General features: G+C 70.7%; 29 protein-coding genes, 1 other RNA gene and 1 pseudogene. 8 read left to right on the plus strand and 23 right to left on the minus strand.

What is annotated here, in order from left to right; genetic code table 11:
• Window positions 1–75: 75 nt before the first annotated feature.
• Genes OG574_RS31845 through OG574_RS31855 form a run of 3 tightly spaced genes read left to right on the plus strand, consistent with a single transcriptional unit; the run spans window position 76 to window position 2,923 of the window.
• Window positions 76–933, plus strand: a complete 858-nt coding sequence (locus tag OG574_RS31845) for a Nif3-like dinuclear metal center hexameric protein (RefSeq protein ID WP_100592027.1) — start codon at window positions 76–78, stop codon at window positions 931–933.
• Entirely contained in the window at window positions 930–1,673 is a 744-nt protein-coding gene (locus OG574_RS31850) for a zinc ribbon domain-containing protein (RefSeq protein WP_227300313.1), read from the plus strand. Before OG574_RS31845 ends, OG574_RS31850 begins: the two co-directional genes overlap by 4 nt.
• 11 nt (window positions 1,674–1,684) lie before the next feature.
• Window positions 1,685–2,923, plus strand: coding sequence for a bifunctional RNase H/acid phosphatase (locus OG574_RS31855; RefSeq protein ID WP_326778694.1), 1,239 nt, complete (start codon window positions 1,685–1,687; stop codon window positions 2,921–2,923).
• Between the two features lie 24 nt (window positions 2,924–2,947).
• Here the strand turns inward: OG574_RS31855 and eda are convergent, their stop codons facing one another.
• Complete coding sequence (gene eda / locus OG574_RS31860) at window positions 2,948–3,568, minus strand: bifunctional 4-hydroxy-2-oxoglutarate aldolase/2-dehydro-3-deoxy-phosphogluconate aldolase (RefSeq protein ID WP_326776018.1); 621 nt, start codon at window positions 3,566–3,568, stop codon at window positions 2,948–2,950.
• Window positions 3,569–3,643: 75 nt separating this feature from the next.
• Window positions 3,644–4,450: a peroxide stress protein YaaA gene (gene yaaA, locus OG574_RS31865; protein WP_326776019.1), complete on the minus strand. Its 807-nt coding sequence runs from the start codon at window positions 4,448–4,450 to the stop codon at window positions 3,644–3,646.
• 318 nt (window positions 4,451–4,768) lie between these two features.
• On the opposite strand from yaaA, the gene OG574_RS31870 reads away from it, so the two are divergent.
• From OG574_RS31870 to rnpB, 3 genes are all read left to right on the plus strand, one after another.
• Window positions 4,769–6,220 (plus strand): RNB domain-containing ribonuclease, encoded by a 1,452-nt coding sequence (locus tag OG574_RS31870; protein WP_326776020.1) that lies wholly within the window; start codon window positions 4,769–4,771, stop codon window positions 6,218–6,220.
• Between the two features lie 120 nt (window positions 6,221–6,340).
• Complete coding sequence (locus OG574_RS31875) at window positions 6,341–6,919, plus strand: Uma2 family endonuclease (protein WP_326778695.1); 579 nt, start codon at window positions 6,341–6,343, stop codon at window positions 6,917–6,919.
• Between the two features lie 44 nt (window positions 6,920–6,963).
• An RNA gene (gene rnpB, locus OG574_RS31880) (RNase P RNA component class A) lies at window positions 6,964–7,383 on the plus strand.
• Window positions 7,384–7,583: 200 nt separating this feature from the next.
• Here the strand turns inward: rnpB and OG574_RS31885 are convergent.
• Window positions 7,584–8,078 carry an ATP-binding protein gene (locus OG574_RS31885; RefSeq protein ID WP_326776021.1) on the minus strand — a complete coding sequence of 165 codons (495 nt, stop codon included), beginning with the start codon at window positions 8,076–8,078 and terminating at the stop codon, window positions 7,584–7,586.
• Window positions 8,079–8,219: 141 nt separating this feature from the next.
• Between OG574_RS31885 and OG574_RS31890 the strand changes: the two genes are divergently transcribed.
• Together OG574_RS31890 and OG574_RS31895 are read left to right on the plus strand one after the other, a co-directional pair.
• Window positions 8,220–9,077 (plus strand): helix-turn-helix domain-containing protein, encoded by an 858-nt coding sequence (locus OG574_RS31890; protein ID WP_326776022.1) that lies wholly within the window; start codon window positions 8,220–8,222, stop codon window positions 9,075–9,077.
• On the plus strand, window positions 9,074–9,268 hold the full coding sequence (locus OG574_RS31895) for a DUF397 domain-containing protein (protein WP_326776023.1): 195 nt from the start codon (window positions 9,074–9,076) through the stop codon (window positions 9,266–9,268). The genes OG574_RS31890 and OG574_RS31895 overlap by 4 nt, the downstream gene beginning before the upstream one ends.
• A 570-nt stretch (window positions 9,269–9,838) precedes the next feature.
• On the opposite strand, the pseudogene OG574_RS31900 reads toward OG574_RS31895, so the two are convergent.
• The 20 genes and pseudogenes from OG574_RS31900 to OG574_RS31995 form a co-directional block, all read right to left on the minus strand.
• A pseudogene (locus OG574_RS31900) lies at window positions 9,839–10,267 on the minus strand (ATP-binding protein); the annotation flags it as partial.
• A 159-nt stretch (window positions 10,268–10,426) separates the two neighbouring features.
• Window positions 10,427–11,224 carry a hypothetical protein gene (locus OG574_RS31905; protein WP_326776024.1) on the minus strand — a complete coding sequence of 266 codons (798 nt, stop codon included), beginning with the start codon at window positions 11,222–11,224 and terminating at the stop codon, window positions 10,427–10,429.
• Window positions 11,225–11,275: 51 nt separating this feature from the next.
• A complete protein-coding gene (locus tag OG574_RS31910) occupies window positions 11,276–11,791 on the minus strand; it encodes a hypothetical protein (protein ID WP_326778696.1) in 516 nt (171 codons plus the stop codon).
• 26 nt (window positions 11,792–11,817) lie between these two features.
• A complete protein-coding gene (locus OG574_RS31915; RefSeq protein ID WP_326776025.1) occupies window positions 11,818–13,095 on the minus strand; it encodes an MlaD family protein in 1,278 nt (425 codons plus the stop codon).
• Window positions 13,092–14,384, minus strand: a complete 1,293-nt coding sequence (locus OG574_RS31920; protein ID WP_326776026.1) for an MCE family protein — start codon at window positions 14,382–14,384, stop codon at window positions 13,092–13,094. Before OG574_RS31920 ends, OG574_RS31915 begins: the two co-directional genes overlap by 4 nt.
• Window positions 14,381–15,505 carry an MCE family protein gene (locus tag OG574_RS31925; protein WP_326776027.1) on the minus strand — a complete coding sequence of 375 codons (1,125 nt, stop codon included), beginning with the start codon at window positions 15,503–15,505 and terminating at the stop codon, window positions 14,381–14,383. The genes OG574_RS31920 and OG574_RS31925 overlap by 4 nt, the downstream gene beginning before the upstream one ends.
• Window positions 15,502–16,680 (minus strand): MCE family protein, encoded by a 1,179-nt coding sequence (locus OG574_RS31930; protein WP_326776028.1) that lies wholly within the window; start codon window positions 16,678–16,680, stop codon window positions 15,502–15,504. Before OG574_RS31930 ends, OG574_RS31925 begins: the two co-directional genes overlap by 4 nt.
• Complete coding sequence (locus OG574_RS31935; RefSeq protein ID WP_326776029.1) at window positions 16,677–17,714, minus strand: MlaD family protein; 1,038 nt, start codon at window positions 17,712–17,714, stop codon at window positions 16,677–16,679. Before OG574_RS31935 ends, OG574_RS31930 begins: the two co-directional genes overlap by 4 nt.
• Window positions 17,711–18,955 (minus strand): MCE family protein, encoded by a 1,245-nt coding sequence (locus OG574_RS31940; RefSeq protein ID WP_326776030.1) that lies wholly within the window; start codon window positions 18,953–18,955, stop codon window positions 17,711–17,713. The genes OG574_RS31935 and OG574_RS31940 overlap by 4 nt, the downstream gene beginning before the upstream one ends.
• A gap of 5 nt (window positions 18,956–18,960) precedes the next feature.
• Window positions 18,961–19,764, minus strand: a complete 804-nt coding sequence (locus OG574_RS31945) for an MlaE family ABC transporter permease (RefSeq protein WP_326776031.1) — start codon at window positions 19,762–19,764, stop codon at window positions 18,961–18,963.
• 3 nt (window positions 19,765–19,767) lie between these two features.
• Window positions 19,768–20,538: an MlaE family ABC transporter permease gene (locus OG574_RS31950; protein ID WP_326776032.1), complete on the minus strand. Its 771-nt coding sequence runs from the start codon at window positions 20,536–20,538 to the stop codon at window positions 19,768–19,770.
• Window positions 20,535–21,479 carry an ABC transporter ATP-binding protein gene (locus OG574_RS31955; RefSeq protein ID WP_326776033.1) on the minus strand — a complete coding sequence of 315 codons (945 nt, stop codon included), beginning with the start codon at window positions 21,477–21,479 and terminating at the stop codon, window positions 20,535–20,537. The genes OG574_RS31950 and OG574_RS31955 overlap by 4 nt, the downstream gene beginning before the upstream one ends.
• Window positions 21,480–21,595: 116 nt before the next feature.
• Complete coding sequence (locus OG574_RS31960; protein WP_326776034.1) at window positions 21,596–22,612, minus strand: RNA polymerase sigma factor; 1,017 nt, start codon at window positions 22,610–22,612, stop codon at window positions 21,596–21,598.
• Between the two features lie 238 nt (window positions 22,613–22,850).
• Window positions 22,851–23,126: a DUF1876 domain-containing protein gene (locus tag OG574_RS31965; RefSeq protein WP_326776035.1), complete on the minus strand. Its 276-nt coding sequence runs from the start codon at window positions 23,124–23,126 to the stop codon at window positions 22,851–22,853.
• Window positions 23,127–23,213: 87 nt separating this feature from the next.
• A complete protein-coding gene (locus tag OG574_RS31970) occupies window positions 23,214–24,068 on the minus strand; it encodes a glycosyltransferase family 2 protein (protein WP_442816941.1) in 855 nt (284 codons plus the stop codon).
• A gap of 131 nt (window positions 24,069–24,199) precedes the next feature.
• A complete protein-coding gene (locus OG574_RS31975; RefSeq protein ID WP_326776037.1) occupies window positions 24,200–24,790 on the minus strand; it encodes a GrpB family protein in 591 nt (196 codons plus the stop codon).
• Window positions 24,790–25,347, minus strand: a complete 558-nt coding sequence (locus OG574_RS31980; RefSeq protein WP_326776038.1) for an MOSC domain-containing protein — start codon at window positions 25,345–25,347, stop codon at window positions 24,790–24,792. The genes OG574_RS31975 and OG574_RS31980 overlap by 1 nt, the downstream gene beginning before the upstream one ends.
• A gap of 155 nt (window positions 25,348–25,502) precedes the next feature.
• Window positions 25,503–26,018, minus strand: coding sequence for an AAA family ATPase (locus tag OG574_RS31985; RefSeq protein WP_326776039.1), 516 nt, complete (start codon window positions 26,016–26,018; stop codon window positions 25,503–25,505).
• Complete coding sequence (locus OG574_RS31990; protein WP_100592035.1) at window positions 26,015–26,380, minus strand: MazG-like family protein; 366 nt, start codon at window positions 26,378–26,380, stop codon at window positions 26,015–26,017. The genes OG574_RS31985 and OG574_RS31990 overlap by 4 nt, the downstream gene beginning before the upstream one ends.
• 23 nt (window positions 26,381–26,403) lie before the next feature.
• Window positions 26,404–26,964: a DoxX family protein gene (locus OG574_RS31995; protein WP_326776040.1), complete on the minus strand. Its 561-nt coding sequence runs from the start codon at window positions 26,962–26,964 to the stop codon at window positions 26,404–26,406.
• Window positions 26,965–26,983: the final 19 nt, after the last annotated feature.

Raw genomic sequence — 26,983 nt, forward strand, 5'->3', positions numbered from 1 at the left:
AGCCTGTACCGCCCCCGGCCGCAGCCGAATGTGCGCCAGGGCCGACGGGGCATGGAGGGAAGGTAGCCTTTCACCGTGCCCCGTCTGTCTGAAGTCATCGCCGCGCTCGAGAAGCTGTGGCCCCCCGAGCGGGCCGAGTCGTGGGACGCGGTCGGCACCGTCGCCGGCGACCCCGACGCGGAGGTCTCCCGGGTCCTGTTCGCCGTGGACCCCGTCCAGGAGACCGTCGACGAGGCGGTGAAGCTGGGCGCGGACCTGCTGGTCACGCACCACCCGCTCTATCTGCGCGGAACGACGACCGTCGCCGCCACCACCTTCAAGGGCCGCGTCGTCCACACGCTGATCAAGAACGATGTCGCTCTGCACGTCGCGCACACCAACGCCGACCGTGCCGACCCGGGCGTCTCCGACGCGCTCGCGGGCGCCCTCGACCTCCGCGTCACCGGCCCCCTCGTACCGGACCCGACCGACCCCGCGGGCCGCCGCGGACTCGGCCGGATCTGCGAACTCGAACACCCCGTCACCCTGCGCGAACTCGTGGGCCTGGCCGCCGACCGGCTGCCCGCCACCGCGCAGGGCATCCGCGTCTCGGGCGACCTCGACGCGACGATCCGCACCATCGCCGTCAGCGGCGGCTCCGGCGACAGCCTCTTCGCCGACGTGCGCGCCGCGGGCGTCGACGCGTTCCTCACCGCGGACCTGCGCCACCACCCCGCGTCCGAGGCACGTGAGCAGAGCCCCCTCGCGCTCCTCGACGCCGCCCACTGGGCCACCGAGCAGCCCTGGTGCGAGCTGGCGGCCGCCCAGCTCGACGAGCTCTCCGACCGCTACGGATGGGGACTTCGCGTCCACGTCTCGAAGACGGTCACCGACCCCTGGACCGCCCACGCGGCGTCCAACGCCACACCGATCCCAACTGGAGCCCCCAACTGAACGCCGCGCCCGCCGACCAGATCCGACTTCTCGACGTCCAGGCCCTGGACGTACGACTGTCGCAGCTCGCGCACAAGCGCAAGTCGCTGCCCGAGCACGCCGAGATCGAGTCGCTGAACAAGGACCTCACGCAGCTGCGCGACCTGCACGTCGCCGCGCAGACCGAGGAGAGTGACTGCGCCCGCGAGCAGACCAAGGCCGAGCAGGACGTCGACCAGGTCCGCCAGCGCGCCGCCCGTGACCAGCAGCGCCTGGACTCCGGCGCCGTCACGTCCCCCAAGGACCTGGAGAACCTCCAGCGCGAGATCGCCTCGCTCGCCAAGCGCCAGGGTGACCTGGAGGACGTCGTCCTCGAGGTCATGGAGCGCCGCGAGTCAGCGCAGGAGCGCTTCGAGGAGCTGACCGGCCGGGTCGCCTCCGTCCAGGGCAAGATCGACGACGCGACGGCCCGCCGCGACGCCTCCTTCGAGGAGCTCGACGGCGAGACGGCCACGGCCACGAAGGAGCGCGGGATCGTCGCCGGCTCCGTCCCCGAGGACCTTCTGAAGCTCTACGACAAGCTGCGCGTCAAGGAGGGCGGCGTCGGTGCGGCCCGCCTCTACCAGCGCCGCTGCGAGGGCTGCCAGCTGGAGCTGAACATCACCGAGCTGAACGAGGTGCGGGCCGCGGCGCCCGACTCCGTGGTGCGCTGCGAGAACTGCCACCGGATCCTGGTGCGCACGTCCGAGTCCGGCCTGTAGGAGCCTTCGTGGTGCGGGAGTTCATCGTCGAGGCCGACGGCGGTTCCCGGGGCAACCCGGGGCCCGCGGGCTACGGCTCGGTCGTCATCGACGCGGCGACGGGGGAGACCCTGGCGGAGGCCGCCGAGTACATCGGCATCGCCACGAACAACGTCGCCGAGTACCGGGGGCTCGTCGCCGGCCTGCGTGCCGCGCACGCCCTCGACCCGCAGGCGTCGGTGCACGTCCGGATGGACTCCAAGCTCGTCGTCGAGCAGATGTCGGGCCGCTGGAAGATCAAGCACCCCGACATGCGGCCCCTCGCCGCGGAGGCGGCCACCGTGCTGCCGGCGTCGCAGGTGACGTACGAGTGGATCCCGCGCGAGCGGAACAAGCACGCGGACCGGCTCGCCAACGAGGCGATGGACGCGGGCAAGAGGGGCAAGCAGTGGGAGGCCTCGCGCTCGACCGCCGAGCTCGATACGCCGCGTCCCCAGGCGGACCGGGGGGCTCCGCCCGGAGACGCGGCGGCCGGGGCAGCCAAGGCGCGGGCCGCGCTGGCGGGGACGCGGGGCACCGCGGACGCGCGGGCCGCGGGGAACGTGGCGGGTACCGCGTCCCAGGGCTGGTCGGCGGCGCCCGATCTCGGGGCGCCCGCCACCTTCGTACTCCTGCGGCACGGCGAGACCGCGCTCACGCCCGAGAAGCGGTTCTCCGGGTCCGGCGGCAGTGACCCCGAACTGTCGGCGGCCGGGCGCTCGCAGGCCGAGCGGGTCGCCGCCGCGCTCGCCGCGCGCGGCACCGTCCAGGCGATCGTCTCGTCGCCGCTCAAGCGGTGCCAGGAGACGGCGCGGACCGTCGCGGCCCGCCTCGGGCTCGACGTCCACATCGAAGAGGGCCTGCGCGAGACGGACTTCGGGGCGTGGGAGGGGCTGACCTTCGGGGAGGTCCGCGAGCGCTACCCGGAGGACATGAACGCCTGGCTGGCCTCGTCGAAGGCCGAACCGACAGGCGGCGGCGAGAGCTTCGCGGCGGTCGCCCGCCGGGTCGCCGCGACGCGGGACCGGCTCGTCGAGCGGTACGCGGGCCGCACGGTCCTCCTGGTCACGCACGTCACGCCGATCAAGACGTTCGTACGGCTCGCGCTCGGCGCGCCGCCGGAGTCACTGTTCCGGATGGAACTCTCGGCGGCGTCACTGTCGGCGGTCGCGTACTACGGGGACGGCAACGCGAGCGTGCGCCTGCTCAACGAGACGGCGCACCTGCGCTGACGTCCGCGCTGCTTGAGGTCCGCGTCACCTGAGGCCGGCCGCTTCGCGGGCCAGCGTCTCGATCCGCGCCCAGTCCTTCGCCGCCACCGCGTCCGCAGGAAGCATCCAACTGCCGCCCACACAGCCGACGTTCTTGAGTGCCAGGTACGAGGGCGCCGAGCCGAGGGAGACACCGCCGGTCGGGCAGAACCGCGCCTGCGGCAGCGGACCGGCCAGCGACTTCAGATACGGCACACCGCCCGCGGCCTCCGCGGGGAAGAACTTCATCTCGCTCACCCCGCGCTCCAGGAGCGCCACGACCTCCGACGTCGTGGAGACGCCCGGCAGGAACGGCACGCCGGACTTCTTCATCGCGTCGAGCAGCGTGTCCGTCCAGCCGGGGCTGACCAGGAAGCGCGCTCCGGCCGCGACGGAGTCGGCGACGTTCTGCGGCGAGATGACCGTGCCCGCGCCGACGACGGCGTCCGGCACCTCGTCCGCGACGGCGCGGATCGCGTCGAGCGCGGCCGGCGTCCGCAGCGTCACCTCGATCGCCCGCAGGCCGCCCGCGACGAGCGCCCGCGCGAGCGGCACGGCGTCGGCGACGTCCTCCACGACGACGACGGGTACGACGGGGGCGAGATCGAGCACGGAGGAATCAGTCATGGGGCCATCCTGCCTCGCGGCGTGCAGCATGCGCAAAGGGCGTTGTGCATGCTGCAATGCACTGAGGGCTGGTGCTCAGTGGATCTGGGTCACCACGACGTCGAGCGCCCACGCCGTCCCCGCCTTCGCGGGCGCCTTCGCCTCCACCGCATGGCCGAGATCCCGCAGCGCCTCGACCAGTTCGGCCGGGCCCGCGGGCGTGGTGCCGGTCTCCAGGAGCGTGCGCACGATCCGGCCCTTCGTCGCCTTGTTGAAGTGCGACACGACCGAACGCTTCTCCACGCCGGTCACCGGATCCGTCTGCGCATGCAGCACCCGCACCGTCGCGGTACGCCCCGCGACCTCCCCCTTCGGCTTCCACGCACTCGTGTACGCGGACGACCTCAGGTCGAGCACGAGCCCGTCCCCGGCCGCCTCGGGAAGCACCTCGGCCATCGGCTTGCGCCAGTGTGCGCCGAGCGCCCCGAGCCCCGGCAGCTTCACGCCCATCGAGCAGCGGTACGAAGGAATCCGGTCGCTCACCCGCACCGCGCCCCACAGCCCGGAGAAGACCAGCAGCGAACGCGTCGCCCGGCGCTTCGCCGCCGCGTCCAGGGTGGCGAGACCGAGCGCGTCGTAGAGGACACCCGTGTAGATCTCACCGGCGGGCCGCGCGCCCGCGGTGCGCAGCTCCACGTTCTTCGCGATCTCGCCGCGCAGCCCCTCGCTGAGGCCGAGCACCTCGCGCGCCTTGTCCTCGTCGGCGGCACACAGCTCGACCAGCTCGTCGAACACGGCCTGCCGCGCCCCGGCGAGCCCCGGCAGGGACAACGACTCAGGCTTCAACGGGGCGCCGCGCCCCGACGGGGCCTTGCCTTCGGACGGCGGCAGCAGCACGAGCACGATCGGACTCCTCGGGACAGTGATGCGGATCAGGGGGTGCGGCCCCATCGAAAGCGTACGGAAGGGAAGGGGGTGCCGGGGAACGCGGGGCGCGGCGGATCATGGGGTGCCTAGGTCATGGGGTGCCGCGGTCATGGGGCGCCCGCGGTCGTGGGATGCCAGGGAAGGGGTGCCGGGGAGCACGGGGCGCGGCGGGTCATGGGGTGCTTAGGTCATGGGGTGCCAGGGAACGCGGGGTGCCGGGATCACGGGTGCCGCGGTCCCGGCGCACCGCGGTCACAGGGTGCCGACACCCCCGCCCCGTCCTACGCTCGGTGCATGCCCCGCCGTCATCTCCGTGTGACCGGCGCAGCCGAGGCTCCGCTGCGTGCCGCGCTGTGTGAACTGCGTACGACCCTGGACGTCCCCGGGGCCTTCCCGGCCGACGCCCTCGCGGAGGCGGAGCGGGCCGCGGCGGCCCCGCACCCGCCGGCACCGGCCGGCAAGGACGCCACCGACGTCCCCTTCTTCACGATCGACCCGCCGACTTCCGTCGACCTCGACCAGGCGATGCACCTCTCGCGCCGCGACGGCGGCGGCTATCGGGTCCGCTACGCCATCGCCGACGTCGCCGCGTACGTCACGCCCGGCGGCCCCCTCGACACCGAGGCCCACCGCCGCGTCACCACGCTCTACTTCCCCGACGAGAAGGTCCCCCTGCACCCCACCGTGCTCAGCGAGGGCGCCGCCAGCCTGCTCCCCGGCCAGACCTGCCCCGCCGTCCTGTGGACGCTCGACCTCGACGCCGAGGGGCGCACCGTCGCCACCGACGTGGCCCGCGCCACCGTCCGCAGCCGCGCCAAGCTCGACTACGAGGGCGTGCAGAAGGCCGTCGACGACGGCACCGCCGAGGAACCCGTAGCCCTGCTCCGCGACATCGGACGCCTGCGCGAACAGCTGGAGACCGAGCGCGGCGGCATCTCCCTCAACGTCCCCGAACAGGAGATCACCGAACGCGACGGCCGCTACGAGCTCGGCTACCGCGCCCCCCTGCCCGCCGACGGCTGGAACGCCCAGATCTCCCTGCTCACCGGCATGGCCGCCGCCGACCTCATGCTCGCCGCCGGCACCGGCATCCTGCGCACCCTGCCCGCGGCCCCGGACGGCGCCGTCGGCCGCCTGCGCCGCACGGCCCGCGCCCTGCACATCGACTGGCCGCACCACGTCCCGTACGCCCAGCTCATCCGCTCGCTCGACCCGAAGAAGCCGCACCACGCGGCCTTCCTCCTGGAGTGCACGACGCTCCTGCGCGGCGCCGGCTACACCGTGTTCAGCGGCGGCACGCTCCCCGACCTCACCGTCCACGCAGCCGTCGCCGCGCCTTATGCCCACTGCACGGCCCCGCTGCGCCGCCTCGCCGACCGCTACGCCTCGGAACTGTGCCTGGCCGCCTGCGCGGGCACCCCGCCCCCGGAGTGGGTGCTCGCCGCGCTGCCCGGCCTGCCGAAGGAGATGGCGGAGGGCACGCGCCGGGCCAACGCCGTCGAGCGCGGCTGCGTAGACATCGTCGAGGCGGCGCTCCTCAAGGACCGGATCGGCGACATCTTCGAGGCGTGCGTCGTCGACGTGAAGGACAACGAACCAGCCGTCGGCACCGTCCAGTTGACCGACCCCGCGGTCGTCGCCCGCATCGAGGGCGGTACGGCTCCGCTGCCGCTGGGGGAGCGGCTGCGGGTACGGCTGACGCAGGCGAACCCGGGCACGGCAACAGTCCGGTTCGCTCCCGCGTAGGACCCCTTCTCCCGTGCTCATGTGCCACGATCGAGGGAAGAACTCCCGATCTCACGGACGGTGGATCCCCCGATGGCCGAGTCCGGCGAGCGACCGAGGGAGGGGCGTGACATGACGGCCATGGCGCACGAGCCGCACGAGTCGCTCACGCAAGCAGACGTCCTGCTCGAAGGCTTCCTTGCCCTGGACACCCCGGAGGGTTTCCGGGCGGAACTGATCGAGGGGGAAATCGTCGTGACCGCGCCGCCGGACGGGGACCACGAGGACTACATCGGACTGATCGTGAAGCAGGTGATCAGGCGGTCCCAGGCCGACATGGACTTCTCCGGGAACAAGGGGCTCAAGCTGAACAGCGGGGGCGCTTGCCCCAAGAGCCATGTGATCCCGGACGGCACCTTCGCGCCCACCGAGCGAAGGCTCTTCAGAGGCGCCGAGCCCTGGATGCCCTGCGAAGGCGTAGCCCTGGTGGTCGAGGTCACCTCCACCAAGCCGCAGGCGGACCGAGAGGCCAAGCGCCGCTGCTACGCCCGCGGCGCCATTCCCCTCTACCTCCTCATCGACCGCGAAGCCTCCTCGGTGACGCTCTTCCGAGACCCGGAAGGCAACGACTACCGGGAGCTGTGCACGCTGCCCTTCGGCAAGTCACTGACTCTCCCCGCCCCGTTCGACTTCGAGCTGGAGACCTCGGCGTTCGTCTGACCGGTGGGGCCTCCCGCGGCGGGTAGCATGGTCGGCACGGCAGACGAGCCGGGCGGACGGCCGCGTGAGGACCCTTTGATCAGGGTTTTCCCGAGGAACGTCCGGGCTCCACAGGGCAAGGTGGTGGCTAACGGCCACCCGGGGTGACCCGCGGGACAGTGCCACAGAAAACAGACCGCCGGGGACCGCAAGGCCCTCGGTAAGGGTGAAACGGTGGTGTAAGAGACCACCAGCGCCTGAGGTGACTCAGGCGGCTAGGTAAACCCCACCTGGAGCAAGGTCAAAAGGAGCCGCTTCCTCGCAAGAAGAGGCGGCTCTGCGCGGACGTTCGAGGGCTGCCCGCCCGAGTCCGCGGGTAGACCGCACGAGGCCGGCGGCAACGCCGGTCCTAGATGGATGGCCGTCTCCCCGGCCGCCGCGAGGCGACCGGGCGACAGAACCCGGCGTACAGCCCGACTCGTCTGCCTTCTGGGCTCTGAACAGGTCTTATGGCCTGGTCGGGGCCTTTTCCCGTGTGGGTGGACTTCCTTCCTCTGCCTGAGCTCCCGGGAATTCCCGTGGACCAGGGCGGTGGAGGGAGGCGGATCTCCAGGTGGGAGGAGGTCTCCGTAGACGTGAGGAGCCCCTCGTTGAACCTGTCGATCATGATCGCCGCCTTCCATGATCAGCTTGCCGCCTCCGGCGCTGGAACGGCCCCGGTCGAGACCTGACTGGCGGAGACGGAAGCAGTGAGCACAGGGCGGGGAAGACCGATCTCCGCCCACACGACCTTCCCGAACGGCGGCCATGGCTCACTGCCCCACCGGGCAGTCAGGGCGTCGACGAGGAGCAGCCCGCGCCCCGTCTCGTCGGTGGGACTCGCGGTACGACGGGCCAGGGGCCGGCGGTCGCCTCGTGGGTCGGCCACTTCGATACGGAGTGTGTCGGAGGCCACGACAGCGAGTGTGAGGCGGAACCCGCGCCCCTTCACGCACCCATGCGCGACCGCGTTCGCCGCCAACTCGGCGACGACCAGAGCAGCGGACTCGCAAACCTCGCAGCTGGGCGGCCAGCCCCACTCGTCGAGTTGCTGCACAGTCAGCAGCCGCGCCAGACGGGCGCCGCGAGGCGTGGCGCTGAGGAGTTGACCGAAGTGTCGGGTGGAGATTTCTGACTTCATGTCACTGAGCGTGGCCGCCTCGCTCTACCCTGACCAGGGAATCCTTCGGTACGCAGGGTGTGTGTACCGGTACGGACGGTGTCCTGTACGGGGTGTCGGCCGTGACCTGGTGGGGCCTGGGACGGCAGGGCGGGTGTTGCGATGACGGTGACGGAGCCGCAGGAGACGTACGACGAGGGTGAGCAGTCCAGCGACCTGAACCGTGCGATCGGCAAGCAGGTCAAGGTACTTCGGGAGCGTGCCGGGCTCACGCAGAAGGAGCTGGGGGACCGCCTTGGCTACAGCGAGGATCTGGTCTCCTCGCTTGAGCGGGGGAGACGGACGCCGCAGCGGGAGTTCCTGGAGACGGCGGATGAACTGCTAGATGCCGGTGGGCTGTTGAAGGCCACGATCGAAGACGTGGAGAAGGCCAAGGCGAAGGCGAGGGTCAGGCATCCGGCTTGGTTCAGAGATTACGCGCGGTTGGAGCGGGACACTGTTGAGATCAACTTCTATAACAACCATGATGTTCCCGGCCTGTTGCAGACCCAGCGGCGGACCCGTGCCCTCTATGAGATGCGTAAGCCGCTTCTGAGTGAGGACATCATCGACCAGCGGGTGGCCTCACGGATGGACCGGCAAGAGATTCTGACGCGTTGGCCTCTTCCCATGGTGACGGCCGTCATCGAGGAAGTGGTACTGCGACGGCCCATCGGTGGTCCGGATGTCCACAAGGAGCAGTTGGAGCGGCTGATCGAGCTCGGTCGACTGCGCAATGTGGAGCTTCAGGTGATGCCGACGGATCGGGCGGAGCATGCCGGAATGGGTGGCGCGTTCGTCCTGCTCACCCCGAAGGGGAAGACACAGGTGGGATACACGGAGGCGCAGAACAGCAGCCGACTGATCACGGAAGCCGAGGAAGTACGTATCCTGGCCGCACGGTACGGCAGCATCAGGGCCCAGGCGCTCACGCCAAGGGAGTCCTTGGACCTGATGGAGGACTTGCTGGGGGAACGATGAACACCGCGGAATCCGCGCGCCTCGCCTGGTTCAAGAGCAGCTACAGCGGTAACGAGGGCGGCGAATGCCTGGAGGTCGCCGCAACGTCCGGCACCATCCACATCCGCGACTCCAAGGATCCCGCCCGCGACCACCTCACCTTCCAGAGCTCGGAGTGGGCCGCCTTCGTGGGCTTCGCGGCAGGGCTCTGACGCACAACGAGGGGCTACGAAGCAGCAGTTCGTAGCCCCTCCGTATGCCGGCGGGTCAGTCGAGTGCCAACAGTTGAGGCGCACCATGACTGTCCGCCGGGCGGCACTGGACGCGGTCACGGCCTCCGGAGCCGCGTGCGAAGGTCCACGCCAACCAGACCTGCGTTGCGCTCGCAGAGCGAACCGCTCCGGGATCGGTGGAAGCTTCGGACTGTCCCCGTTCCTTCGAAGCCCTGCTCCTGCTGAGGCGGCTTGCCGAGGTGTTGGTCATCTGCCCCACCTCAACCAGCCACATCGAACGCAGGAGGTGAGCTGCCGTGGGCGTCATGAGCGATCTGATCGAGCGAGGTGCCGTTGCCGAGGGTTACAACGTCGAGGTCTTCGACGGAAGGGTGATCACGCCCCCCCAGAGCGGCACTGGACTGTCAGGGACGTCGAAGGCGCGATCACTGCTGCCAGCATCGCCCGCGAGCGAGTCTTCGGCGATGTGCTCATCACCTTTCCCAGCGAGAACGACGCAGCGCCCGACCTGCTTCTTCGCACACGCGGCACTACCGGCGGCCTTACACCAATGGGGTTGAGGACCGGCTGCGCGTACGCGTCGATCCGGCACAGCAGCGGCTCGTCTTCCTCGGGGTAGGCCGCGCTCCACTGTTTCAACTCCACGACGACGTACGACGGCTCACCCGTCGTCGGGTGCACGCCGGCGAGTACGGCGTCCGCGCGCTTGCTGGTGAGGGGCAGGCTGTACTCGACCAGGACTTCCACGTCGTCGAGACCGGCCTCGATGAGGGCGTTGACGAGCGCGGGGAGGCTGCGCTCCCAGGAACGTATCTCCGCCTGCGCGGGCCTCCGGCCATGCTGGTGGCGGAAGTTCTCGGTCAGATGCAGCGCCAGAGACCCTTCGAGGATGCGGGCGGCCACGGACGCCGCGGACTCACGGAACAGCAAGAAAATGCCCCCAGGCAGCACGAAGAAGACTCGTGCGGGTGGGGGCATGTCCTCCGATGTCCGCGCGCAGGCGGATCAGGAAGCCCGACGGGCCGCTGAGATGGTTCTCGCCATCCTAGGTGAGTGTGTGGATCACAAGGAGGGGATGGAGCGGACTCGGCCAGGGGCCCGCCTCGTCTGGCCTTGAGCCCACGAAAGAAGCCGAAGTCAGAGCGCGTCGACCGCGCTCACCTTCCAGCCCTCGGCCGTACGGGCCAGCGTCATCCGTACCCGGTTCAGGTCCACGCGGGAGCCCTGGACCTGGGTGCTCGTGGTCACCTGGTTGACGAAGAGAAGGACCACGGCCCGGTCCGCCGAGGCCGAGACCACGGACGCCGCCGGGGAACCGCCGCCCGTGGGCTGCGTCACCGTCGCTTTGACCACCCCGTGGTACTTCCTGGCCGTCGGCCCGACCACCGTTGTCGTGGTCTTGCCGTACTCGTCGCGGAAGTGGCCGGTGAGCCGGGCGCGTGCGGCGGTGAAGTCGCGGTCCAGATGCCGGTAGTCGTACGAGAGGACGACCGGGGCCGCCTGCCGCGCGGCCGTGAGCGCCTGCCCGCGTGCCTCGTCCGCCCGGGCTCCCTCCCGGTAACGCCACCCGAGCACGCCGGCCGCGACCAGGCCTGCCACGAGCAGGACGCAGAGGACCGCGGTGAGCAGGCGTCGCCGCCCGCGCCGAGCCGGCGTACCGGAGTCGGGCTCGTCCTCCTTCGGCTCGTCGAACGACTCAGGCGAGGGCTCGGGCGGGTCGTCCCAGCCGTTCTCGTCCTTGGGCTCGATGAGCAGGGTGCGGCCGGCGGGCGGTGCCGCGGGCCGCCCCGCGGCCTCCTCGCCGGCGGCCGCGTGGCCCGGCTCGCGGTGGCCGCGCTCCGCGCGCTTGGCCGCCGCGCGGGCGGCCGCTGTCATGGTGCGCCGGGTGCCGGAAGCGGCACCGGAGCCGCGGCTTCGGTTGGTCGTCTTCGCCACGGTATTGCTCCTCAAGGGTGGTACGGGTGGTACGGGTGGAGAGGGGGGCGGTCAGCCGACGAACTCGACGTCCGAGGTCAGCCAGCGGCCGTCCCGATACACCAGGTCGAGCTGCAGTCGGTAGGTGCGCGCCTCGCCCCTGGGCGCGGCGGTGTTGGTCACCTTGCTGTCGGCGACCACCAGGACGCGCGCCGAGTGCTCGTCGGAGCGGACGATGCCCGCTTCGAGAACCTGGCCCTCGGACACGGACTTGTTCTGGGCGACCAGCTTGGTCAGCTGCTCGGTCTGCGCGGCGAACTGCTTCTTGAAGCCGCCAGTGGCGCCCTCGAGGACGTTCGCGCTGTCCCGGTCGTAGTGCCGGTAGTTGAGCGAGGTGAAGTTCAGCGCCGACTGGCGGGCCGCGGCCAGGAGGTCCTGGCGGCGCTGTGCCCTGTCGTGCTGGTCATAGAGCCCGAGGCTCAGCCAGATCGTCAGCGCGGTGGTGAGGACGGTCGCCACCACCAGCCCCACCGACCACGCCCTGCCCGACAGGGCCCCGTTCAAGGCCCCGCTCATGCTCTTGCTCATGCTCTTGGTTCTGCTCATGGCCCCGCTCATGCCATCGGTCCGACTAGCAGCCATTGCCACGACTCCCTTCCGAACACCGTCTGTTGGCCGCCCGTCGAGCCGATCTCGACGGGCGTTCCGTCCGGGCCGGTCGCCATGCCGGTCTCCGGGTCGTAGGGCGTGACGTACGCCGACTGGTCCGCACCGCCGGAACCGGCCGGCGCGCCGGGGGCGTTCTGCGCGCCCCGCACCGACGTCTTGCCGCCGCGCGGGGCCGTGCAACGCGCGTCGGTGTTCGCCTCGCGCGTGCTGGTGTCCGAGGGGGCGCGCCGCGCCGTCCCGTACCCCTGGGTGCACGGCGGCGGGTCGTCGGCGTTCACCACGAGGCCGAAGTGGGTGGTGCCGTCGCCCGGGACGACCGTGTAGCTGCCCGCGACCAGCGCGGGGAAGGTGACCAAGGACTGCTCCACGCCGGGCAGGCGCGCCAGCGTGACCTGGCCACCGCTGATCAGATTCGCCAGTAGGACCGAAAGACGTGGGCCGGTGGACTTCAGCAGCGAGTTCAGCTGCTGCGCGGCCGGCGTCGCGTTGCCGATCAGTTTGCGCAGGTCCCCGTCGCTCGACTTCAACTGTGCAGTGAGCGCGGCCAGGTCGTGCGCGAACGACTTGATGGACGAGCCCTGGTCGGCCTGCGTCTTGAGGACCTTCCGCGAGTCCTCGATGAGCGAGATGGTCTGGGGCAGCGAGCCGGACGCCGACTCGACGAGCGCGTTGCCCGAGTCCACCAGGCGGCTCAGGTTCGGACCGGTGCCGGAGAACGCCTTGTCCAGCTCGTCGACGGTGACCCGCAGATCGTCCTTGCCGACCGAGTTCACCAGCCGGTCCAGGCTGAGGACGAGGTCCGTGGTGGGCAACGGCACGCGGGTGCTGCCGCGCGGGATGGCGCTGCCGTCGAGGAGGTAGGGGCCATGCGTAGTACGCGGCTGCAGATCGACGTACTGCTCGCCCACGGCCGAACGGTTCGCGACCACGGCGAGGGTGTCCGCGGGGATGCGCCGCGTGCCGTCCTTGATGTCCAGGGCCACCGACACCCCGCCCGAGCCGGTGAGCCGCAGTGCGCCGACGCGGCCCACCGGCACCCCGCGGTAGGTGACCTCGGCGCCGGGGAAGACGCCCCCGGAGTCGGCGAAGTCCGCCCGTACGGTGTAGCCGCGGCCCAGGACGCCGTCCGCCAGGCCGGTGTACGCGGCGCCGACGTACGACACCCCGACGGCGGTGACGGTGGCGAAGGCGAGCAACTGGGCCTTGACCGTGCGTGTGATCACGGCTGAACCCCCTTCAGCATCAGCTCGGCGAGCGCGAGGTCGATCCCCTCGGGCAGGTCTGCGTCGGTGGTGTAGGCGCTGGTGCACACCGGCGGGCACAGTGGCCCGCCGCCACCGCCACCACCTCCTGACGGGGGCGACGGCAGGCTCGGTGTGCTCGGCCGCGGCGTGGGAGCCGGGACATCCGGCAGGTCCGGTACGTCGGGGAGATCGGGCAGTCCGGGCAGTCCGGGAGCCTTGGGATCCTCGGAATCGCCGTGCCCCTTGCCGGGCTTGCCGGACCCGCCCGTCACGTTGCCGTAGATGTCCGTCAGGTCGAGATCCGCGGTGATTTTGAGGTTGACGTAGTCGCCCTTGACGGCGCCCACCACGTTGCGCGGGAACGGGTAAGTGGTCAGCAGTTCAAGGGAGTTGGGCAGGTCGTCGCCCGCCTTGTTCAGCTGCTGGAGGATCGGACGCAGCTGCTTGAGGTTCGCGACCGTGTCGTCGTGCGAGGCATTGACCACCTTGGAGCCCGTCTTGCCCAGCTTCGACAGGGCGGTGAGCATCTTCGTCAGATCGCGCCGCTGGTCGGCGAGGACCTTCAGTGCCGGCGGCATCGTGTCCACGGCCCGGGCGATCGCCCTTTTCTCCTTCCCGAGCCGGCCCGACAGCCGGTCTACGGCCTTGAGGGCGCGGACGATGTCCTTCCGCTGGTCGTCGAGACCGCCGATGAACGTGTTGAGCTCCTTGAGCAGTGACCGGACCCGGTTCTCCCGGCCGTCCAGGGCTTTGTTCAGCTCCACGGTGATCGTCTTGAGCTGGGACACTCCGCCGCCGTTGAGTAGCGCGGACAGCGCGGACAGCACTTCCTCGATCTCCGGGTTGCGGCCGCTGCGGGACAGCGGGATGCGGGCGCCGTCGCGGAGCCGACCCACCGCTGCCTTGCCGGGCGGGGCGGAGAGCGCGACGTACTTCTCGCCGAGCACGCTGGTCTGCCGCAGCCCGGCGAGCGCGTTGGCCGGCAGCTTCACCGAGTCGGCGACCCTCAGCCGTACGCGCGCGTGCCAGCCGTCCAGCTCCACCTTCTCGACGGCGCCCACGGTGACGTTGTCGACCTTCACCGCCGACTGCGGCACCAGGTCGAGGACGTCGCGGAACTCTACGGTGACGTGGTACGCGTGTCCGTCGGCCGCGGCTCCGCCGGGCAGCTGGACGTCGTACCAGCCGTTGAACTCGCAGCCGGACAGAAGCAGGGAGCCGACCGCCGCCCACACGACCGCCCCGGCCCGGCGCCGCAGCGCGCTCATGCGCTCGCCCCCAGGATTCCGCCGAGCGTCCGGTCGACCGTTCCCGTCACCGCGGGGCCCTTGGGCACCTTGGGCAGGGAGTCGAAGAGCTTCTTCAGCTCCTTGCAGTCGGGGTTCTTGCCGCCTTCGTCGCCGGTCGTCCTCAGGACAGAGCACAGCAGCGAGGCCGGATCCTGGGCCTGTTGCGCGTTGTTGCGGGTGTCGAGGGTGCCGGAGGACGGGTTGTAGGCGTCGTTCAGGTTCGACAGGCCCGTGGGGGCGACGTCCAACAGTTCCTCCAGCGCGGCCCGTTGGGTGACGAGCACTTTGGTCACCTTGCTCAGGCCCTTCACGTCCGAGGTCAGCGACTTCTTGTTCTTCTTCACGAAGTCCGACACGTCGCCGAGCGCCGTCCCCAGGTTCCGCAGCGCGTCCGCGAGGTCCTTACGCTCGCCCGCGAGCTGCGCGGCCACCTCGGAGAGACTGGTGTTGAACGACCGCACGCTCTTGTCGTCGGCGGCGAGCGCCGCCGTGAACACCTGAAGGTTCCGTACCGTGCCGAACAGGTCCGAGCGGCCGTCGGACAGGGTGGTGACGGCCTGCGAGAGATCCTTGACCGTCCGGTTGAGATTCTCGCCCTGGCCGTCGAGGTTGTCCGCGCTCACACCGAGCAGCCGCGACAGCGAGCCGTCCTTGTTGGCTCCCTTGGGGCCGAGCGCGTCGGCCGTCGTGTGCAGGCTGTCGAAGATGCGGTCCAGTTCGACCGGCACCGCCGTACGCGTCTCGGGGATGACGTCACCGTCCCGCAGTACCGCGCCCTTGCGGTAAACCGGCAGCAGCTGCACGTAACGGTCGCTGACCACTGACGAGTTGATGATCGCGGCCTGCGCGTCCGCCGGGACCCTGCGGCCTTCGTCGTACGACAGCTCCACGCGTACCCGGTCGCCCTCCGGCGTGATCTTCTCGACCTTGCCGATCCGCACGCCGAGGACGCGGACGTCCGAGCCGGGGTAGATGCCGACGGTGCGCGGGAAGTACGCGGTGACGCGCACCGGCTCGGAGCGCGGCCACAGCACGTAGGTGAGCGCGGCCACGAGGGCGAGTGCGGTGACCAGGCCCACGCGTCTCTTCAGGTTCTTCACCGTGTGCCTCCCGTCCGCGGCACCACCGGGGCGGCGACCAGGTTCTGGACGTAGCTGTCGAACCAGCGGCCGTTGCCGAGGGTGTTGCTGAAGACCCGCACATAGGGCGCGAGCAGCTTGACGCTCCGGTCCAGGCTCGCCTGATTGCGTTCGAGCATCCGCACCACACGGTTCAGGCCCTTGAGCGCGGGCCCGATCTCCTTGTCGTTGTCGTCGACGAGGCCGGAGAGCTCGATGCCGAGCGCGACGGAGCTCTTCAGCAGCTTGTGGATCGCCTTGCGCCGCTTGCTGATCTCCTTGAACAGCTTGTCGCCGTCCTTGACCAGCGCGGAGAAGTCCTCGGAGTGCTCGGCCAGCACGCCCGTGACGCCGTTCGCGTGGTCGAGGAGTTCGCCCAGCGCCTGGTCGCGCGAGGCGACCGTCCGGGAGATCCTCGACAGGCCCTTGATGGACGCCCGTACCTCAGCGGGCGAGTCCTGGAAGGTGGTGGAGAGGGTGTCGAGAGCCTTGGCAAGGCGGTCGGTGTCGACCTTCTCCGTCGTGGTCGTGAGATCGCTGAACGCCTGCACGACGTCATAGGCCGGAACCGTCCGCCTCAGCGGTATCTCGCTGCCGGGCGGCAGCTGCCCAGGTCCCTTGGGGGTCAGCGCGAGATACTTCGCGCCGAGGATGGTCTTGACGCGGATGGCGGCCCCGGTCCCGGTCCCGAACCCGGGATCGCCCTTGATCTTGAAGGTGACCTTGACGTGGTCGCCGTCCAGATCGACGTCGTGGACCTTGCCGACCTTGACGCCGGCGATGCGCACCTCGTCGCCGGGCTTGAGGCCGCCCGCCTCCGAGAAGGCCGCGCTGTACGTCTCGCCGTCGCCGATCAGCGGCAGGCTGTCGGCGTTGAACGCGGCCACGGCCAGCAGTGCGAGGACGGTGAGGCCGACGGCTCCGATCACCACGGGGTTCCGCTCGCGGAACGGGATGAGATGCGGACGACGGATCCGTATGCGGGGCAGTCTGGGCGGTTCGATGCGGACCTTGACCAGGGGTTCCGGGCGGCGGGGGCGGGGTGCCCGGCGTGGCAGGAGCCGTATTTTGGGGAGCCTGGGCGGGTCGATGCGGACCTTGACCAGCGGCTCAGGGCGTGGCCTACGGGTCCTGCGCGGAAGGAAGTGCCTCGTCATGCGCCGCACCTCGCCCTCGCCACGTGCAGCTCAGGGGTGAGCACTTGCTTCGTCTTCGGCAGCACGATCCGGCCGTCGAAGTCGCAGAGGTAGAAGTTGAACCACGAGCCGTAGGAGGCCGTCCCCGTCAGCGCGTTGAGCTTGTTCGGCAGCCGCTTCAGGACGCCCTCCACGGTGTTCTCGTTCTTGTTCAGCGTTCCGGTGAGATCGGTCAGCTGGGCGATGTCGTCCTTCAGGGGCGGACGGGCGTCCTTGAGCAGCCCTGAGGTGGCGTCGGTCAGGCCGCCGATGTTCACCAGCGACTGCCCGATGGGTTTGCGGTCGGCCGACAGACCGGAGACCAGCCGCCGCAGCTGCTTGAGGAGCCCGGAGAACCGGGCGCCGCGCTTGTCCAGCGTCTCAAGGACGGTGTTGAGGTTGTCGATCACCGAGCCGATCAGCTTGTCGCGGCCGGCCAGGGTCGTGGTGAGCGAAGCGGTGTGCACGAGCAGGCTGTTGACGGTGCCGCCCTCGCCCTGGAGTGTCCGGATGATCTCGGTGGCGAGCTGGTTGACGTCGTCGGGACTGAGCGCGGCGAACAGGGGCTTGAAGCCGTTCAGCAGCGCGTTGAGGTCCAGGGCGGGCTGGGTGCGCGACAGCGGGATCGTGGCCCCTGGCTTCAGCCCGGTGCCGTCGCCCGCGCCCTCGGTCAGGGCGACGTAACGCTGGCCGACGAGGTTCCGGTAGCGGACGACCGCGCCGGTGCTGTGCAGCAGCGGACGGTCCGCGCCGACGGTGAAGGTGACCTCCGCAAGGGTCCGGTCCTTGATCCGGATGCCCTCGACCTCGCCGACCCGCACCCCGGCCACCCGGATGTCGTCGCCCTTCTCCAGTCCGGTGACGTCGCTGAACACCGCGCGATACGTGTGCTCGGGGGTGAAGGAGATGTTGACGATGGTGGCGGCGAGCAGCGCCGTCGCCAGGATCGTCACCACCGCGAAGAGGCTGAACTTGATCAGCGGGGCAGCGGCCTGCCGGGCTCCTGACGTCCTCATACGACGCTCACCGCCGTCCCGCGCGCCATCGGTCCGAACAACAGGGTCGCGACCGGCGGCACCCGGTCGGCGGGCACACCCATAACGGGCGCGACGAGCGAGCCGACGGCGCGCTGCTCGGCCCGGGTGGCGGAGACGTCGGCCGGACCGGACGAACTTCCCTTCGCGGAACCGTCGTTGAGGTGGACCCCGGGCGCGGGCACCGTCGGATGTGGCAGGTCACGGCAGTTGGGCCCCGAGCGGTCGCCGTAGCGGGGATACTCACCGGGTTGGTACGCCCCCTGCTGGCGCACGACTTCGAGGGTGATGTGCATCTTTCCGCCCTGGAAGGCCTGTTCGGAGGCTTTCTCCTCGCGGACCAGGCCCGCGAGGAGGCAGGGGTACTCGGGCGCGTAGCGGGCGAAGAGGCCGAGCGTGGGGCGGGAGACCCGGCCCAGGGTGATCAGTCGGTCGCCGTTCGCGTGGAGGAAGTCGTCCGCGGTGCCCGCGGCGGTGGCCGTCGTGGAGAGTGCGGCCGCGAGCCGGTCCCGCTGCTCGACGATGGTGCGGCTGGTGGTCACGGTGTTGCGCAGGATCTCCATCAGGTCGGGCGCCGCGTCGCCGTACACCTCGGCGACGTCGGTAAGGCGTGCGAAGTCCTCGGTGAGGGACGGCAGGTGAGGGTTGAGGCGGTGCAGATAGTCCTCCACGCGCGTGAGGTTGTCGCCGATCCGGTCGCCGCGCCCTTCGAGGGCGGTGGCGAACGCGGACAGCGTGGCGTTGAGCTGTCCGGGCCGCACGGTCCGCAGCAGCGGCAGCAGGTCGTTCATCAGCTGCTGGAGCTCGATGCCGACGCGGGTGCGGTCCTGCGTGATGACGTCCCCGGCGCGGATGGGCCGGGCCGACGAGTGCGCAGAGCGCGCGGGCGGGACCAGGTCGACGTACTTCTCGCCGAACAGCGTCTTGGGCAGCAGACGCGCGTGCACGTCGGAGGGGATGGACGCGACGTACTCCGGCTTGAGCGCGATGTCGAGCGTCGCCTTCGACCCGTCGCCGCGCACCGCGCGCACCTCGCCGACCAGCAGCCCGCGCAGCTTGACGTCGGCGCGCGGATCGAGCTGGTTGCCGAGGCTGTCGGCCTCCAGCGTGATCCGCACGACCGACGTGAACACCTGCTGGTATACGGCGACGGACAGGGACAGCAGCAGCGCGAGCACAGCGAGGAACACGACGCCGTACAACCGCAGTCTCAGCACTCTCATACGACTCACCCCGCAATCCGTACGGTCGTGTTGGCGCCCCAGATCGCGAGCGACAGGAAGAAGTCCAGGACGTTGATCGCGACGATCGAGGTGCGTACCGCGCGGCCCACGGCGACGCCGACGCCCGCCGGGCCGCCGCTCGCGTAATAGCCGTAGAAGCAGTGCACGAGGATGATCAGGACGGCGAAGACGAGCACCTTCCCGAAGGACCACAGCACGTCGACCGGCGGCAGGTACTGCTGGAAATAGTGGTCGTACGTGCCCGCCGACTGCCCGTAGTAGCCGGTGGTGATGGTGCGGGCGGCGAAGTACGAGGACAGCAGCCCGACCACGTACAGCGGGATCACCGCGACGAAACCGGCGATCATCCGGGTGGTCACCAGGAACGGCAGCGAGGGGACGCCCATGACTTCGAGGGCGTCGGTCTCCTCGCTGATCCGCATCGCGCCGAGTTGAGCGGTGAACCCGGCGCCGACCGTCGCGGAGAGCGCGAGCCCGGCCACCAGGGGAGCGATCTCCCGGGTGTTGAAGTACGCCGAGAGGAACGCCACGAAGTTGGAGGTGCCGAGCTGGTTCAGGGCGGCGTACCCCTGCAGGCCCACCTCCGTGCCGGTGAAGAACGACAGGAAGGCGATGACACCGACCGTGCCGCCCACGACGGCGAGGGCACCGCGGCCGAAGCTCACCTCGGCGAGCAGCCGCAGGATCTCCTTCTTGTAGCGGCGAACCGTGCGGCCCGTCCACGCCAACGAGCGCCCGTAGAAGGAGAGTTGGCTGCCAAGTTCCTCCAGGGCTTTCAGTAGCGCCATGTCTCAGCCCCTCTGCGGAACGATTTGGAAGTACACGGCGGTCATCACGAAGTTGGTCACGAACAGCAACATGAAGGTGATCACCACCGACTGGTTCACCGCGTCGCCCACGCCCTTCGGTCCGCCCTTCGCCGTAAGTCCCTTGTGCGAGGCGACGATCGCGGCGATCGCGCCGAACACGAGCGCCTTGATCTCCGCCGCCCACAGGTCGGAGAGCTGGGCGAGCGTGGTGAAGGAGGCGAGATAGGCGCCCGGAGTGCCGTTCTGCAGGACGACGTTGAAGAAGTAGCCGCCCGCGACGCCGACCACCGACACCAGGCCGTTGAGCAGCACCGCCACCACCATCGACGCCAGGACCCGCGGGACGACAAGGCGGTGGATGGGGTCGATGCCGAGGACCTGCATCGCGTCGATCTCCTCGCGGATCTTCCGCGCCCCGAGATCCGCGCAGATCGCCGTGCCGCCGGCGCCCGCGATCAGCAGCGCGGTGACGATCGGCGAGGCCTCCCGCAGCACCGCGAGGACCGAGGCGGCCCCGGAGAAGGACTGGGCGCCGAGCTGCCGGGTCAGGCTGCCGATCTGCAGCGCGATGACCGCGCCGAACGGGATGGACACGAGGGCCGTCGGCAGGATCGTGACGCTCGCGACGAACCAGGCCTGCTGGATGAACTCCCGCGCCTGGAACGGCCGTCGGGGCACGGTCCGGACCACGTCCAGGGCCATCGCGAAGAGGTTTCCTGACTGCCTGAGCGCCCCGGTCGGTGACAGGCTCATGCGTCCGCCGCCTCCTTGCGGTGCAGCTCGGCCTCGCGCCGCGCGATCGCCTCCCAGCGGGGCGGGCGGACGATGCCGGGGCCCGGCAGCAGGCGCGGCGTCATGTCGTTGCCGGCGTGACGGGCCTTGCGGTCCACGTCACCGAGCCGCGCCAGCTCCTGCTCGACCTGCGCGGCGTCCTTCTCCTCGGCCATCCCGATGGGGCCCTGCATCCGGCCGTTCAGGAACTGCCGTACGACCGGTTCGTCACTCGTCAGGAGCTTCTCTCGCGGCCCGAACACGACCAGTTCGCGGCGGAACAACAGGCCGATGTTGTCCGGCACTTGACGGGCCGAGGCGATGTCGTGCGTGACGATCAGGAAGGTCGCGTCGATCTGTGCGTTGAGGTCGACGATGAGTTGGTTGAGATACGCGACGCGCACCGGGTCGAGGCCCGAGTCCGGCTCGTCGAAGAGGATGATCTCCGGATCGAGGACCAGTGCCCGCGCGAGACCGGCCCGTTTGCGCATCCCGCCGGAGATCTCACCGGGCAGCTTCCCCTCCGAACCGATCAGCCCGACCAGGTCCATCTTCTCCAGCACGATGTGCCGGATCTGGCTCTCGGACTTACGGGTGTGCTCGCGCAGCGGGAAGGCGATGTTGTCGTACAGGCTCATCGAGCCGAACAGCGCGCCGTCCTGGAACAGCACGCCGAAGAGCTTCCGTACCTCGTACAGCTCGTGCTCGCGCAACTTGGTGATGTCCCGGCCCGCGACCTTCACGGAGCCCCGGTCCGGCTTCAGCAGTCCGACGAGCGTCTTGAGGAACACCGACTTGCCCGTGCCCGAGGGGCCGAGCATGACCGAGACCTCCCCGGCGGGCAGCGTCAGCGAGACGTCCTGCCAGACGACCTGGTGACCGAAGGACTTGGTCAGCCCTTCCACACAGATCTCGACACCCATCCGGTCCACCCTTCGCTCCGTGGAGCAGCTCCGACAACTGCTCTACGGGGAGGGGCGCGGCGTCCGTCGCGGTGGCGGCGGATTTTTTTTCGAGGGTGCTGCGTCAGTGCGGGGTTCTACGGCAGGGCGGTTCGGGTCGGTACCTCGACGGGAGACTTCGGTACGGCCGGAAGCGTCGTCGGGACCGTGGACGCGGCCGGCATATCGGGGAGCCCGGAAACACGCGGCAGTTCGGACACACCGGGAACGGCGGGGACGGGCGGCACCGGTGACAGCGAGGTGTCCGGCAACGACGGCACGGAGAGCGGCAGCAGCGACCGGTTGTGATCGCCGGGCGACTGACTCGGCCTCGCCGTGTGGGACGGCGACGCGGCCGACAGATCACGGGGCTTCGGCGTGACCGCCCGGCCGACGCCGTCCGGCCGCACGGTCTCCCTGACCGCCCGCTCCGTTCGGGACACTGAAGGCCGGGAAGCCGCGCCCCGCCCGTCCCCGCCATGGACGTACGGCAGTACACACCCCGCCGCCACCAGGGTCGCGGCCGTCGAGGTCACCGCCACGGCCTGCGCGTGCCCGCCCGCGCGGAGCTTGCCACGGCTCCACAGGAACAGGGCGAGGCCCAGCGTTCCGGCCAGCGAGTTCCGCAGCGTGCGCCGGGCCCTGGCGAGCAGCGACTCCACGGTGCGATAGCTCAGCCCCATGCGTACGGCGACCTGGCCGACGTCGAGGTCCTCGGACTTCAGCCGGAGCGCCTCGGCCTGGCGCGCGGGCAGCTCCTCGCTGCGCACGGCCAGCCATCTGGCCTCGGCCCGGTCGCACACCGCCTCCTCGACGGGCACCGGACCCGGCGCGGTGAGCGTGGGGCTGCGGTGCACCTCGGCCTCACGGTTGACCTGGCGGTACCGGTCGACGCACAACCGCATGGTCACGGTCGTCAGCCACGCTCCGAGGCGCTCGTCGTCCAGGTCGGGGCGCTCCGCGGCGCGCAGCATCGCCTCGTGCACCGCGTCCTCGGCGTCCTCCGGGCTCATCGACCTGCGCCGGGCCACCTTGAGCAGGTGCTCGCGGTGGCTCCACATGCGCTGCCAACGGTCGTCGGCCCCTCGCATCTCCGCGGGCATGTGCGTCGCCATGAGGGCCCCTTCGCGCTCATCCGCCGGTCTCGTGCCGTCCGGCGGATGGCGACATTACCGCCCAGTATCCGCGCTTGTGGAGGGGGAGGAGCCCATCGAGTCCACACCGTTGCTGGTCAGTGGACCACCGCTTGCCGGTCAGTGGACCACCGACGGAGTGGCGGACAGGACCGCGCCTCGCCGTCACCGCGCCGAATCGCCCGGTGACGGGGAGGCGCCCACCGGAAAACCGGGACCCTCACCGCAATGTGTGCGACGTCCGGCCCGACGCCTCGTCGATCTCGTCGTGCGCCTTCGTCAGCATCTTCATCGCCAGCTCGTTGAGTGCCCTCGCTCCCGCAACCTCCTCGCCGACCCGCGGCTGGTTCACGTCGGAGGGGTGGCGGCTCGCGTAGCCATGGGCCCGTACCTCGCTCCCGTCGGGGAGCCGGACGAGCGCAGCGGCACGCGTGCGATGTGTGTCTTCCTCGAATTCCAGCTCGACATGCCATCCGACAGCGGTCTGTGCCGACATCGTGATCACCTCCGGGACTGCTAATTCCAGGGTGCGCCTGTCGGGCTCCCGACGCACGACGTCCCGCCCCGCCGCTTGCGAACCGGCTCAGATCACCGGCGGCCGCCCCAGACGCGTCATGCGCCAGGCGGTGCGCCAGCGCATCGGCCGCCGGCCCCCGCACGGCGTGCGCACGCCCTCCACGAAGCCGCCCGCCCATGCGCGCAGACCGCCGGCGGACCGGGTGCGGGCGAGCGTGAGGAGGGTCCAGGTGCCGAGGTAGAGCGGGATCAGGGGGAGCGGGAGCCGGCGGCGGGCCAGCCAGACGCGGTTGCGGGCCGTCATGCGGTGGTAGACGGCGTGCCGGGCGGGCGAGGTCTTGGGGTGCTGGAGCAGGAGCGACGGCTCGTAGACGACCTTCCAGCCGGCGTCCAGGGCCCGCCAGGCCAGGTCGGTTTCCTCGTGCGTGAAGAAGAAGTCGGCGGGCCAGTCGCCGGTCTCGGCGAGCATCCGCATCGAGAACGCGTGGCCGCCGCCGAGGAACGCCGTCACCTCACCGCCCCGCATCGGGTCCTTCGCGCGCAGCCGCGGCACGTGGCGGCGCTGCGTCTCGCCGTGCTCGTCGGCGATGCGGAAGCCGACGATGCCGAGCCGCGGGTCGCCGGCGTACAGGTCGCGGACCGTACGGAAGACGTCCGCGTCGACGAGGAGCCCGTCGTCGTCGAGCTCGACCGCCACGTCCACGTCGTCGAAGCCGCGCAGCCGCGCCAGGGCGACGTTGCGGCCGCCGGGGCAGCCGAGGTTGTCGTCGAGTTCGACGGTCGTGACGGTGAAGGGCAGGCCGGAGCCGGTGAAGGTGGGCAGCGGCGAGCCGTTGCCGACGAGGACGACCCGCGTCGGCGGCACATCCTGCTTTGCCACCGCCGCCAGGAGGGCGTCGACCTCCCTGGGCCTGTTGCCCATCGTCACGATCGCGACGCCCAGACGCGGCGGTTGCTCCACGGCCGACTCCCCATTCCTCGGACATCCCGGTGTGGTGCCCGCGATCGTATCCGTTCATCGGGAAGTCACCCGGCAGCCAGGGGGAGTTGGGATCAGGGGCCGGGTTCCGGCGTCCACCCCGTCCCGGCCGCCCACTTCTCCGCGACCGCCACCACCAGGTCGACCACCGGGTCCTTCACATCGGCGTAGGTGCCGGTGTCGGAGACCCGGGAGGCGAGGGCGTACTTGAAGTGGGCGTAGGCCGGGACCGCCTCCGGGTGGGTGCGGAACCAGTCGCGGAAGAGCAGGGCCAGGCGTTCGTTGGGGGAGCCCGCGAGGCGTACGTGCAGGTTGACCGGATCGGCGGCCGTGCCGCGGCGGGACCAGAAGCGCTTGGCCCAGCGCGACGGTACGTCGTCCAGGCCCGCCGGTACATGGTCCCGGCGGTAGCGGGAGAGCCGGAAGCCGAGGTCCGCGAGAGGGCCCGCGAACGCGGCCTCCGCCTCGTCCAGGTCGGCGACGCTCACCTGGAGGTCGTAGACCGGCTTCGCCGCCATCCCCGGGATCGACGTGCTGCCGATGTGTTCCGCCCGCAGGGCCATCGGTCCGAGCGCGGCGCCGAGTTCGGCGCACAGCGCGCGGCCCCGCTCCGGCCAGGCCGCGTCGTACGGGGCGACGACGGGGATCTCCGGCTCGGGCATCATCAGACGGCTTCCAGCGCGACGTGCGGCTCGGCCGGCAGGACCACGCGGATCGCGTCGCCGGGGCGCACCACGCCGCCGGTCCGCACCACGCTCATGATCCCGCCCTTGCGGACGATCGCCCCGTCCTCGTCGCGCCCGACGACCCGCTTGAGGAGCCCGTCCTGGAAGTGGTCGATCTGCAGGCACGGGTTGCGCAGGCCCGTGACCTCGACGACCGCGCCGCCCTCGCCCAGGTGCAGGAGCGTGCCGGCGGGCAGCGCGAGCAGGTCGATGCCGGTTGTCGTGACGTTCTCCCCGAGGTCGCCCGGAGCGACGTCGTGGCCCTGCTCGGCGACCTCGGCGAACAGCTCCTCGTGCATGAGGTGGACCTGCCGCAGGTTCGGCTGCGTCGGGTCCTTCGCGACGCGGGAGCGGTGCTTGACCGTGACGCCCGCGTGCACGTCGCCGTCCACGCCGAGCCCGGCGAGCAGCGTGATGCTCTCCCGGTTCGGCTTCGTGAAGGAGTACGTCTCGTTGCTGCTGACCGCGATGACCGTGCCGCCGTCGAATCTGCCCATGCCAGGGCCCCCGTTTCCGCGCCGGTGATCCCTGATCCCGGCCGCCTGATCCGTGATCCCGGCCGTCCGGACCGCGATCCACGCCGAGCCTAGGGCCTGCGCCGATCGATCGAGGCGACTGTGCGCGACCTGATCCGCCGAACAGGCCCTGGGCTTCAGCCGCGGCCCACCCGCTCGGCGATCTGCGCCGCCACATCGCTCGGCGCCCGCTCCGTCGTGTCGACGACCGTCGCCGCGCGCGACAGCCAGGGCAGCGCGTCGTTGTAGGACGCGATGTGCTTGAGGCGCCACGGGCGGATCTCCTCGGTGTCGCCGTTGATGCGCCGCGTCAGGGTGTCCGCGTCGGTGTGCAGGACGAAGTGGTGGACCGGGATCCCCGCCGCGGCGAGGCCGTCAAGGATCTGTGTCCAGTAGTCCTCGACGAGCACGGTCTGCGGGATCACCAGCGTCCCGCCGACGAAGCCGAGGACGTCCCGCGCGGTCGCCACGGTCAGGCTCCGCCAGGGCTCCCACTCCTGGAAGTCGTCGCACGGAACGTCGCCGATGACGTCCCGTAGCAGGTAGCCGACGTTCTCCGAGTCGAAGACGCGTGCGTCCGGCAGGAGCTTCACGAGCTCGTTCGACGTGGTGGTCTTGCCGGCGCCGAAGGTGCCGTTCAGCCAGACGATCACGAGGTGAGCGACCTCTCCGCCACCCGGCGCAGATGCGCCGCGAGCACCTCCGGGGCGTCCGGGGTCAGTGTGCGCAGGGCGACCAGGGCCGTCACCACCACGTCGCAGAGCTCCGACTCGACGTCCTGCCAGGAGTGGCTCTCGCCCTTGCGCGGATTCTGGCCCGTCGCGCCGATGACCGCCTGGGCGACCTCGCCGACCTCCTCCGACAGCTTCAGTACCCGCAGGAGCAGGGCCTCGTCCGCGGTGCGGCGGTTGTGCGAGTCGAGCCAGGCGTGCAGCCCGTCGACGGTCTCCCACACGCTGTCGTACGTGGGCGGGGCGGGGTCGTGCCGGGCGCTGGGCCGCGTGGTGTCGGGCATACCCGCAGCCTGCCACGGACGGGCTACTCGTCGGTGCTGTCCATGGAATCCTCCTGCGGACCCGCCCCGCCCACCCGCTTGTTGCGCGACGCCACGACCGCGAGCGCCGCCGCGGCGCTGCCCACGAGGGCGGCCGGGACCATCCAGTGCCGGTCCAGGGCGTGGCCGAGCGCATGGTCGAGGGAGTAGCGGCCCGCGCCGGTCACCGCGAGTCCGGCTGCGACGAAGCCGAGGAAGGCCGGGTACTCGTAGCCGCCGCCCTGGGCGAAGAAGCCGTTGGGCGCGTGTACCGCGACCGCGCCGGCCATCGTGCCCGCGGCGGCGGCCCCGCCGACGGGCGTGGCGAGGCCGAGGGCGAGCAGGACGCCGCCGCCCGCCTCGCCGACACCGGCGGCCAGGGCGCTCGCCTTCGGCGGGGCGAAGCCCATGGCCTCCATCCCGGCGGTTGTGGCGCGCAGGCCACCGCCGCCGAACCAGCCGAGCAGTTTCTGTGCTCCGTGCGCGGCGAGCACACCGCCCGTGCCCACGCGCAGCACGAGCAGTCCCAGGTCTTTGCGGTCCACACAACGCTTGTGACAGGTCATGGTCCTACGGTCCGGCAGG

The sequence above is a fragment of the Streptomyces sp. NBC_01445 genome (assembly GCF_035918235.1).
Lineage (GTDB): Bacteria > Actinomycetota > Actinomycetes > Streptomycetales > Streptomycetaceae > Streptomyces.